The organism is Pseudomonas sp. NPDC089996 (genome assembly GCF_044748405.1).
Classification (GTDB): Bacteria; Pseudomonadota; Gammaproteobacteria; order Pseudomonadales; family Pseudomonadaceae; genus Aquipseudomonas.
The window spans coordinates 123513-134508 of record NZ_JBIVGA010000014.1 but is presented as its reverse complement, the minus strand read 5'-3'; the positions used below and the strand labels follow the sequence as shown (position 1 = coordinate 134508).

The window sequence follows — 10996 nt, the reverse complement described above, 5'->3', positions numbered from 1 at the left end:
TCAAGGCCGAGAGCTGATGACGAGTTGCCATTAGGCGACGAAGTGGTTGATGCCATGCTTCCAAGAAAAGCTCCTAAGCTTCAGATAACTGGGAACCGTACCCCAAACCGACACAGGTGGTTAGGTAGAGAATACCAAGGCGCTTGAGAGAACTCGGGTGAAGGAACTAGGCAAAATGGCACCGTAACTTCGGGAGAAGGTGCGCCGGCGAGGGTGAAGGACTTGCTCCGTAAGCCCATGCCGGTCGAAGATACCAGGCCGCTGCGACTGTTTATTAAAAACACAGCACTCTGCAAACACGAAAGTGGACGTATAGGGTGTGACGCCTGCCCGGTGCCGGAAGGTTAATTGATGGGGTTAGCGCAAGCGAAGCTCTTGATCGAAGCCCCGGTAAACGGCGGCCGTAACTATAACGGTCCTAAGGTAGCGAAATTCCTTGTCGGGTAAGTTCCGACCTGCACGAATGGCGTAACGATGGCGGCGCTGTCTCCACCCGAGACTCAGTGAAATTGAAATCGCTGTGAAGATGCAGTGTATCCGCGGCTAGACGGAAAGACCCCGTGAACCTTTACTATAGCTTTGCACTGGACTTTGAATTTGCTTGTGTAGGATAGGTGGGAGGCTTTGAAGTGGGGACGCCAGTTCTCATGGAGCCATCCTTGAAATACCACCCTGGCAACTTTGAGGTTCTAACTCAGGTCCGTGATCCGGATCGAGGACAGTGTATGGTGGGTAGTTTGACTGGGGCGGTCTCCTCCCAAAGAGTAACGGAGGAGTACGAAGGTGCGCTCAGACCGGTCGGAAATCGGTCGTAGAGTATAAAGGCAAAAGCGCGCTTGACTGCGAGACAAACACGTCGAGCAGGTACGAAAGTAGGTCTTAGTGATCCGGTGGTTCTGTATGGAAGGGCCATCGCTCAACGGATAAAAGGTACTCCGGGGATAACAGGCTGATACCGCCCAAGAGTTCATATCGACGGCGGTGTTTGGCACCTCGATGTCGGCTCATCACATCCTGGGGCTGAAGCCGGTCCCAAGGGTATGGCTGTTCGCCATTTAAAGTGGTACGCGAGCTGGGTTTAGAACGTCGTGAGACAGTTCGGTCCCTATCTGCCGTGGACGTTTGAGATTTGAGAGGGGCTGCTCCTAGTACGAGAGGACCGGAGTGGACGAACCTCTGGTGTTCCGGTTGTCACGCCAGTGGCATTGCCGGGTAGCTATGTTCGGAAGAGATAACCGCTGAAAGCATCTAAGCGGGAAACTTGCCTCAAGATGAGATCTCACTGGGATCTTGAATCCCCTAAAGGGCCGTCGAAGACTACGACGTTGATAGGTTGGGTGTGTAAGCGCTGTGAGGCGTTGAGCTAACCAATACTAATTGCCCGTGAGGCTTGACCATATAACACCCAAGCAATTTGCTGACGCAGATTGCGGTGGTGAAGACGAAAGAACCGAAAGTTCGCAACCACAAATATCGCATATCCGAATTCGCTGGGCTGTCCATCTGGACATTCTGGCAACAGAATTTCTTGACGACCATAGAGCATTGGAACCACCTGATCCCATCCCGAACTCAGCAGTGAAACGATGCATCGCCGATGGTAGTGTGGGGTTTCCCCATGTGAGAGTAGGTCATCGTCAAGATTCATTTCGCAAAACCCCTATCTGCGCATGCAGGTAGGGGTTTTGTCTTTTCTGGCTTTTACTGCGGCCAGCATCGGCGGTCAGCCGTGATATCGTTCCCCCTTCTTCTCCCAGGGACTTTTCCATGCCCAGCACCCACTCACTGCAGCCTGGTTTCATGATCGTCCACGGTAACCGTCTGGATGACTTGCGCAGCCTGGTGGTGAGCTGGATGCGCCGCTATCCGCTGGCACCCTTGGAAAACGAAATAGCCCTGGTACAGAGCAATGGTATTGCCCAATGGCTCAAGCTGGCCCTCGCCGAGGACCCACAGGACGATGACATGGGCGGCTGCGGCATCGCTGCAGCCATCGAGGTGCAACTACCGGGTAGCTTCATGTGGCAGTTGTACCGCAAGGTGCTCGGGCGTGACGAGATCCCAGAGGTTTCCCTTCTCGACAAGGCACCGCTGACCTGGCGCCTGATGCGCCTGCTACCCGCGCTGATCGAGCGGCCGCATTTCGAACCGCTGCGTCGTTTCCTCACCGATGACAGTGACCTGCGCAAACGCTATCAGTTGGCCGAGCGCCTGGCTGACCTGTTCGACCAATACCAGGTCTACCGCGCCGACTGGCTGAAGGACTGGGCTGCCGGCGAGCACATCCTCAATACCGCCCGTGGTGAGCGCAAGCCCCTCGCCCCCGGCAACCGCTGGCAGGCCGAGCTTTGGCGCGCGTTGCTCGAGGATGTCGGTGAGCAGGGTATGGCGCAGAGCCGGGCAGGGGTACACCAGCGCTTCATCGAACGCATCAATAGCCTTGAAGCAGCGCCTCACGGGCTGCCATCGCGGGTGATCGTGTTCGGTATTTCCTCTCTGCCCGCCCAGGCGCTGGAGGCCCTGGCCGGGCTGGCCCGTTTCAGCCAGGTGTTGCTCTGCGTACACAACCCTTGCCGTCACCATTGGGCCGACATCGTCGCCGACAAGGACCTGCTACGCCACCAGTACAAGCGCCAGCAGCGCAAGCAAGGCATGCCCCTGCAACTGGACGACGAATCGTTGCATCAGCACGCCCACCCTCTGCTGGCCGCCTGGGGCAAGCAAGGCCGCGATTACATCAACCTGCTGGACAGCTACGACGACCCCGGCAGTTATCAAGGCGTATTCAGTGACGGGCGCATCGACCTGTTCAGCGAAGGCCAGCCCACCACGCTGCTGAACCAGCTGCAGGACGATATCCTCGAACTGCGTCCACTTGCAGAAACCCGCGAACGCTGGCCTGAAGTCGACCTGAACAAGGACCGTTCCGTGCGCTTTCACGTGGCACACGGCCCACAGCGCGAAGTGGAAATCCTGCACGACCAGCTATTGGCGCGCTTCAGCGCCGACCCCACGCTGCGCCCGCGTGACATTATCGTCATGCTCCCGGCAATCGATACCTACGCACCGCATATCCGCGCGGTATTCGGCCAGCTTCAGCGCAACGACCCGCGCTACATTCCGTTCACCCTGACCGACCAGGGCCAGCGTGGCCGCGACCCACTTTTGATCGCCCTGGAACATCTGCTCAAGCTGCCGGACAGCCGCTTCGCCGTCAGCGAAGTACTCGACCTGCTTGACGTCCCGGCAGTACGCGCGCGTTTCGGCATCCGTGAAAGCGACCTGCCCACTCTGCACCGCTGGATCGAAGGGGCGGGTATTCGCTGGGGGTTGAATGCCGACCAGCGGGCCAACCTCGGGCTGCCCCAGGGCCTGGAGCAGAACAGTTGGCGCTTCGGCCTGCGGCGCATGCTGTTGGGTTACGCCGTGGGTGTGGGAGAGGGGTGCGACGGCATCGAACCTTACGATGAAATCGGCGGCCTGGATGCCGCCTTGATCGGCCCTTTGGTGGCGCTACTCGACGCCCTCGAAGTGGCCAACCAGACGTTGTCCCAACCGGCCACTGCCAGCGAGTGGGGGGATCGTCTCAACGCGTTGCTGCACGTGTTCTTCCTGGCCGAGGAGGAGCACGACGAATTTCTCCTGATGCAATTGCAGACGCTTCGCGACAGCTGGCTGGAAGTCTGCGAAACCGTGGGCCTGCAAGACCAACTGCCGCTTACGGTGATCCGTGAGGCCTGGCTGTCGGGCCTGGATGAAGGCAAATTGTCCCAGCGCTTTCTCGCCGGCTCGGTGAATTTCTGTACCTTGATGCCGATGCGCGCGATTCCTTTCCGCGTGGTGTGCCTGCTGGGCATGAACGACGGCGACTACCCGCGCGCCCAGCCACCGCTGGACTTCGACCTGATGGCCAGCGATTACCGCCCCGGTGATCGTTCGCGCCGTGAGGATGACCGGTACCTGCTGCTCGAAGCGTTACTGTCGGCACGTGACCAGCTCTACATCAGCTGGGTTGGCCGCAGCATCCGTGATAACAGTGAACGGCCGGCCTCGGTGTTGATTGGCCAGTTGCGCGATCACCTGGCTGCCGGTTGGCGCCTCAAGGGCGATGCTGACGGCCAGCAACTGCTGCACATGCTCACCCAGGAACACCCGCTACAGCCCTTCAGTGCCCGTTATTTCCAGAAGGGCAGTGCGTTGTTCAGCTATGCCCATGAGTGGCAATTGCTGCACCAGCAGACCAATGACGAAGCCCAGCCCGCACTCGGCCTGCCACCTTTCGTCAGCGATGAAGCGCTGACGTTGACCCAGTTGCAGGATTTCTTGCGTCACCCGGTCAGGCATTTCTTCAGCCAGCGCCTGAAAGTGTTTTTCGAAGCCCTGGAAGCCCCCACTCCAGACGAAGAACCATTCGTCCTTGACGCCCTGCAGCGCTACAGCGCCAGCGAAAGCCTGCTGGGCGCTGCGCTGAGCGACCCTGACGATGCCGAACGTGCGCTGCAAGCCCAGGCCCGCCGCCTGCAGGCATGCGGCATGCTGCCCCTGGCGGGGTTCGGTGAACTGCTGCAAGCCGAACTGATCCAGCCACTGCCCGATCTGCTGCAACGTCATCGCCAGCTGCTGCTGCGCTGGCCAACGCAAGTCGACGGCGCTCTGCCGATCCACTTCGAGCACGCCAACCATCGTCTCGAGGGCTGGCTGGGCCGGGTCTACCAGGCCGACGATCAAAGCCTGTTGAGCATCACCACGGTGCCCAACACCATCAGCGCGGGGCGCAACAACCTCAAGTGGCACCGCCTGATTGCCAGCTGGGTGATGCACCTGGCTGCCTGCGCGGCAGGTTATCCACTGCACAGTGCACTGCTGGCCAGTGACATCACCCTGCTGCTCGGCCCCTTGCCGCAAGCTCAGGCGGGTGAACAACTCGGTCACTTGCTGGTTGCACGCCAGGCGGCGATGAATGCGCCGCTGCCTGTTGCCGCCAAGACCGCGTTTGCCTGGCTGGCCCAGGAAGATCCGGCCAAGGCTCTGGCTGCCGCTACCCGTGCCTACGAGGGGGATGGCCGTACCAGTTTCGGCGAGCGAAGCGAAAGCGTTGCGCTGGCCCGGCAGTTCCGCGATTTCGCCGCACTCAGCGCCGACGAAACCTTCGAAGGCTGGTGTGAAACCTTGTACCGCCCCCTGTTCAGCGCCTCCTGGCAGGCCCAAGGCAATTCGGAGAGTGAAGCATGACCCAGGCCCGCCCCCTGGCACTGAGTTTTCCCTTGCATGGCAGCCAGCTGATCGAAGCCAGTGCCGGCACGGGCAAGACGTTCACCATTTCCGCACTGTACCTGCGCCTGGTCCTCGGCCACGGCGGTGAGCAAGGCTTTGGCCGCGAACTGCTGCCGCCGCAAATTCTTGTGGTGACCTTCACCGACGCCGCCACCAAAGAGCTACGCGAGCGTATTCGCGCCCGCCTCGCCGAGGCAGCGCGCTTCTTCCGTGGCGAGCTGGAAGGTGGCGACCCGCTGCTGCATCAACTGCGTGACGACTATGCCGAAGCACTCTGGCCACGCTGTGCCAATCGCCTGGAAGTGGCCGTGCAATGGATGGATGAAGCCGCCGTGTCGACCATCCACGGCTGGTGTCAGCGCATGCTCCGTGAGCATGCTTTCGACAGTGGCAGCCTGTTTACCCAGAGCCTGGAAACCGACCACAGTGACCTGCTCGGCCAGGTCATGCGCGATTACTGGCGGCGCTTCTGCTATGGCATGCATGGTGAAGCGCTGAACTGGGTGCGCAGCCACTGGATCAGCCCCGATGCCCTGCTGCCGCGCATCCGCCCGCTGTTCGGCCGCGTCCGGGCACAACCGGACGAAGCAGAGCCGCAAGCGTTGATCGATAGCGCGTTGCAGCAGCGGGTCGAGCAATTGAGCCATCTCAAGGCGCCATGGGTGCAATGGGCGGATGAGCTGCAGCAGATCTGCCGCGACGCGGTGGCGGCGAAACAGGCGGATGGCCGCAAACTGCAAGCGCGCTTCTTCGAGCCCTGGTTCGAGAAGCTGCGCATCTGGGCCGGTGATGAACACGAGGTGGAGCTCGATCTGGGCACCGGCTTTACCCGCCTGACCCCGGCAGGCTTGGCCGAAGCCTGGAAGGCCGGTGATCCGCCCAGCCACCCGGCCCTCGATGCGATGCAGAACCTGCAGCAACAGTTGCAGGCCCTGGTCAGCCCGGACGCGCGGCTGCTCGAGCATGCCGCGACCTGGGTGGCGGCGCGGTTCGAAGTGGAAAAACGCCGCCGTGCCGAAATGGGCTTCGACGATATGCTGCTGCGTCTGCAACATGCATTGGGCTCGGAATCGGGTGAGCGCCTGGCCGCGCTGATCCGTGAGCAGTTCCCGGTGGCATTGATCGACGAGTTCCAGGACACCGACCCGGTCCAGTACGGCATCTTCGAAAGCATCTATCGCATCAGCGAAAACAACCGGGAAACCGGCCTGTTCATGATCGGCGACCCCAAGCAGGCGATCTACGCCTTCCGAGGCGCCGACATCCATACCTACCTGTCGGCCCGTCGCGCCACTGCCGGCCGCCTGCACAGCCTGGACACCAACTACCGCTCCAGCCAGGCCATGGTAGCGGCGGTCAACCGGGTGTTCCTGCAGGCCGAAGCTCGCGCGCAGGGCAAGGGCGCCTTCCTGTTCCGCGAGGCCGACGACAACCCGCTGCCATTCGTCGAGGTCCGCGCCAAAGGCCGCAGCGAACGCCTGTTGATCGACGGCCAAGCGTGTGCGGCGCTGCAATGCTGGCAGCTGAAAAGTGAAGAACCGGTATCCAGCACGCTCTACCGGCAGCAGCTGGCCGCCAGCTGCGCGAGCCATATCGTTGCGGTCTTGAATGGGGGCCAGCGCGGGGTGACCGGCTTCAGCGATGAGCAGGGCGAGCTGCGTCCGTGCCAGCCTTCGGACATCGCCATCCTGGTGCGTGACGGCCATGAAGCGCAGCTGGTACGCAGCGAGCTTGCCGCCCGCGACGTGCGCAGCGTGTACCTGTCCGACAAGGATTCGGTGTTCGCCGCCCAGGAGGCGCATGACCTGCTGGCCTGGCTCAAGGCCTGCGCCGAGCCGGACTCCGAGCGCTTGCTCAAGGCCGCACTGGCCAGCCTGACTCTGGAGTTGTCGCTGGTCGAACTTGACCAGCTGAACCAGGACGAGCGGGTGTGGGAAGGCTGGGTCATGCGCTTTCGCCGCTACCGCGAAATCTGGCAGCGCCAGGGCGTGCTGCCGATGCTGCGGCACCTGCTGCACGACTTTGAACTGCCGCGCACACTGATCGGCCGCACAGATGGTGAGCGCGTGCTGACCAACTTGCTGCACCTGGCCGAACTGCTGCAACAGGCGGCCACAGAGCTAGACGGTGAGCAGGCGCTGATCCGCCACCTGGCCGAGCACCTGGCCAACGCCGGCCAGGCGGGCGAGGACCAGATCCTGCGCCTGGAAAGCGACGAGCAGCTGGTCAAGGTGGTGACGATCCACAAGTCCAAGGGCCTGGAGTATCCCTTGGTCTACCTGCCGTTCATCTGCACCAGCAAACCGGTGGACGGCAGCCGCCTGCCACTGGCCTGGCACGACAGCCTGGGCAACGCGCAACTGACGCTGACGCCCGATGCCGCACAGATCGCACTGGCCGACGATGAGCGCCTGGCCGAAGACCTGCGCCTGCTCTACGTGGCCCTGACGCGTGCCCAGCACGCCTGCTGGCTAGGAGTCGCCGACCTCAAACGCGGCAACCAGAAAAGCTCGCAGCTGCACCGTTCGGCGCTTGGCTACCTGCTCGGTGGAGGCCTGGCGCTGCCTGGCTCGGAGCACCTTGAAACGTGGCTGCAGAGTTTGCTGGCAGGCTGCGTGGACATCGCCTGCCCGGCGCTGCCGGAGGCTGGCGATGAGCGCTATCGCGCGTCCCAGGCCGAGCGCGAACTGTTACCCGCCCGCAAGCCACGCCGGGCTGCCGCCGAGCATTGGTGGATCGCGTCCTACAGTGCCTTGCGCGTCGGCGAGCAGACCCTTGGCGCCGACAGCTCACAGGCCCAGCAACTGCTCGATGACGAAGTTGCCGATACCCAGCTGCTGCGTGAAGTGCCCGCCGACGGTGGCGACATCCATCGCTTCCCGCGCGGCCCCAACCCGGGCACCTTCCTCCACGGGCTGCTGGAGTGGGCCGGTCGCGAAGGCTTTGGCGAAGTCGCCGGCAATGCCAGGCTCATCGAGCGTACCGTTGGCCAACGGTGTAACCGCCGCGACTGGGCCGGCTGGATTCCGACACTCAGCCAGTGGCTGCAACGGTTGCTCAATGAGCCGCTGCCGGCCGGCGCTGCGCAGCTGACACTCGCGCAGCTGCAGCATTACCAGATCGAGATGGAATTCTGGTTCGCCAGCCGCAACGTCGACGCCGAGCAGCTCGACCGCCTGGTGGCCCGGCATACCCACCCAGGCATTGCCCGCCCGGCAGCGCAACCGACCTTGCTCAATGGCATGTTCAAAGGTTTCATCGACCTGGCGTACGAGCTGGACGGGCGCTATTACGTGGCGGACTACAAGTCCAACTGGCTCGGCCCGGACATACAGGCCTACGACACCCAGGCCATGGAGAAAGCCATCCTCGAGCACCGCTACGACCTGCAGTACGTGCTTTATCTGCTGGCCCTGCACCGCCAGTTGCGTGCACGGCTGCCTGACTACGATTACGACCGCCATGTCGGCGGTGCCCTGTTCATCTTCCTGCGGGGTGCCAGCAGCAGTGGCCACGGTGTGTACTTTGCCAGGCCGCCACGCGAGCTGATCGAGGCCCTCGATGCGCTGTTCCGTGGCGTGCACGCGCCCGAGCAGCAGGACCTGTTTGCCGGAGTCGCGCCATGAGCCGAACCCTCGACGATCTCTTGCCTACGCCACTGCACGCCGAGCATCTGCTGGCCCTGGCGCCTCAGCACAACAGTGCAGACCTGCTGCAGTTGCTTGATCGCTGGGTGGAGCGTGGCTGGTTGCGTGCACTTGATCGGGCGTTCGTCAGCTTTCTCGAGGAGCGTGCCCCTGGCAGTGACCCATTGCTGTTGCTGGCGGCAGCACTGGCCAGCCATCAGCTGGGCCACGGGCATGTCTGCCTCGACCTGCAGCAGACCCTTGCCGAGCCCGATTTCGCACTCTCGCTGCCGCCTGAAGGCGATGCCCTGACTGGCCCGTTGCTGTTGCCCTCGCAATTGCTGGCCAACCTCGGCTTGCCCATCTGGCTGCAGCGCATTGCCGCCAGCTCGCTGGTGGCTGCCGGCGATACGCCAGGCCAGCAGTCGCGTCCGCTGGTGCTCAGTGGCCAGCGCCTGTACCTGCGCCGCTACTGGAGCTACGAGCGGCAGATTGACCAGACTTTGCGCCAGCGCCTGAGCCAGGATGCAGCCGCTCCGGTCGACTTGCCAACGCGCCTGGCGCAGCTGTTCGACGAAGGCGCTTTGGCTGGCCAGGTGGATTGGCAGAAACTGGCCTGTGCCCTGGCCACACGTGCAGGCTTCAGCATCATCACGGGCGGCCCCGGTACCGGCAAGACCACTACCGTGGTGCGCCTGCTGGCGCTGCTGCAGGCACCTGCGGTGGAGCAGGGCAGGCCGCTGCGCATTCGCCTGGCCGCGCCGACCGGCAAGGCTGCCGCGCGTCTGACCGAGTCGATCGGCCAGCAGGTCGAACGGTTGCAGGTGAGCGCTGAAGTGCGTGCGCAGATCCCCACCGACGTCAGCACCGTACACCGCCTGCTCGGCAGCCGCCCGGGCTCGCGACACTTCCGTCACCACGCCGGCAACCCGTTGCCGCTGGATGTGCTGGTGGTCGACGAAGCGTCGATGATCGACCTGGAGATGATGGCCAACCTGCTGCAGGCTATGCCACCCAAGGCCCGGCTGATGTTGCTGGGTGACAAGGACCAGCTGGCCTCGGTAGAGGCTGGCGCCGTGCTCGGTGACCTGTGCCGGGATGCCGAAGAAGGCCGCTATACGCCCGCCACCCAGGCTTGGCTGGAGCAGATTGGCGGCCAGTCACTGGCCGCCAGCGGCCTGAAACCGGGTGATGCGCAACGCAATCCGTTGGCCCAGCAGGTGGTCATGCTGCGTTTCTCCCGGCGTTTTGGTGAAGGCAGCGGCATCGGCCAGCTGGCGCGCCTGGTCAACCGTCAGGAGGCCCAGGCGGCACGTGACCTGCTGAGCATGCCGCCAGCGGACGTGTTTGGCCTGGCGCTGCGCAGCGAGCATGACCGGGCTTTCGACCGGCTGATCCTCGACGGCCTCAACCGCGGTGACGAAGGGCCCCAGGGTTATCGCAGCTACCTGCGTGCCGTCGGCCGTCATCGCCCGGCGCCGGGCACTGCATATGATGATGCGCGCTGGGAGCAGTGGGCCGCCAAGGTGCTGCACAGTTTCGAAGACTTCCAGCTGCTGTGCGCCGTGCGTAAAGGCGCCTGGGGTGTCGAAGGCCTCAACGAGCGGGTAGCCCGGGTGCTGCACAACGCCGGGCTGATCGACAGTCAGCAGCCGTGGTACGAAGGCCGCCCGGTGCTGGTGACGCGCAACGACTACGGCCTGGGCTTGATGAACGGTGACATCGGCATCGCCCTGCGCCTGCCGGACGAGCACGGCCAAGCGCTGCTGCGGGTGGCCTTCCCGCGCAACGATGGCAGTGGCGGGGTGCGCTTCGTCCTGCCCAGCCGCCTCAATGAGGTGGAAACCGTTTATGCGATGACCGTGCACAAGTCCCAAGGCTCCGAGTTCAGCCACACCGCACTGGTGCTGCCGGATGCGCTCAATCCGGTGTTGACCAAGGAACTGGTGTATACCGGAATCACCCGGGCCAAGCATTGCTTCAGCCTGATCGAGCCGCGTAAGGGCATTTTCGAGGAAGCAGTAATGCGCAAGGTACGGCGTATTTCCGGCCTGATGCTTGAGCAGGTCTTGTAGGAGCGGCCTTGCGTCGCGAAA

4 protein-coding genes and 2 rRNA genes are annotated in these 10996 nt (G+C 63.0%); 5 read left to right on the top strand and 1 reads right to left on the bottom strand.

Going from position 1 to position 10996, the window contains the following annotated elements; all coding sequences use genetic code 11:
- A 23S ribosomal RNA gene (locus ACIPW4_RS22355) occupies positions 1-1398 on the top strand; the annotation flags it as partial.
- 129 nt (positions 1399-1527) lie between these two features.
- Positions 1528-1643 (top strand): 5S ribosomal RNA (rrf, locus tag ACIPW4_RS22350).
- Here the strand turns inward: rrf and ACIPW4_RS22345 are convergent.
- Complete coding sequence (locus ACIPW4_RS22345) at positions 1638-1769, bottom strand: hypothetical protein (protein WP_400661545.1); 132 nt, start codon at positions 1767-1769, stop codon at positions 1638-1640. The two genes, rrf and ACIPW4_RS22345, sit on opposite strands and share 6 nt — an antisense overlap.
- On the opposite strand from ACIPW4_RS22345, the gene recC reads away from it, so the two are divergent.
- The 3 genes from recC to recD are packed head-to-tail and all read left to right on the top strand — an operon-like array spanning position 1768 to position 10975.
- Positions 1768-5232: an exodeoxyribonuclease V subunit gamma gene (gene recC, locus ACIPW4_RS22340; RefSeq protein ID WP_400661544.1), complete on the top strand. Its 3465-nt coding sequence runs from the start codon at positions 1768-1770 to the stop codon at positions 5230-5232. The genes ACIPW4_RS22345 and recC overlap by 2 nt on opposite strands.
- Positions 5229-8900 (top strand): exodeoxyribonuclease V subunit beta, encoded by a 3672-nt coding sequence (recB, locus tag ACIPW4_RS22335; RefSeq protein ID WP_400661543.1) that lies wholly within the window; start codon positions 5229-5231, stop codon positions 8898-8900. Before recC ends, recB begins: the two co-directional genes overlap by 4 nt.
- Positions 8897-10975, top strand: a complete 2079-nt coding sequence (gene recD, locus ACIPW4_RS22330; protein ID WP_400661542.1) for an exodeoxyribonuclease V subunit alpha — start codon at positions 8897-8899, stop codon at positions 10973-10975. Before recB ends, recD begins: the two co-directional genes overlap by 4 nt.
- The last annotated feature ends 21 nt before the right edge of the window (positions 10976-10996 follow it).

What these genes read in the sequence shown, in the direction of transcription:
- recC (WP_400661544.1), top strand. Translation starts at nt 1,768, where the DNA reads ATGCCCAGCACCCACTCACTGCAGCCTGGTTTCATGATCGTCCACGGT.
- ACIPW4_RS22345 (WP_400661545.1), bottom strand. Translation starts at nt 1,769, where the DNA reads ATGGAAAAGTCCCTGGGAGAAGAAGGGGGAACGATATCACGGCTGACC.
- recB (WP_400661543.1), top strand. Translation starts at nt 5,229, where the DNA reads ATGACCCAGGCCCGCCCCCTGGCACTGAGTTTTCCCTTGCATGGCAGC.
- recD (WP_400661542.1), top strand. Translation starts at nt 8,897, where the DNA reads ATGAGCCGAACCCTCGACGATCTCTTGCCTACGCCACTGCACGCCGAG.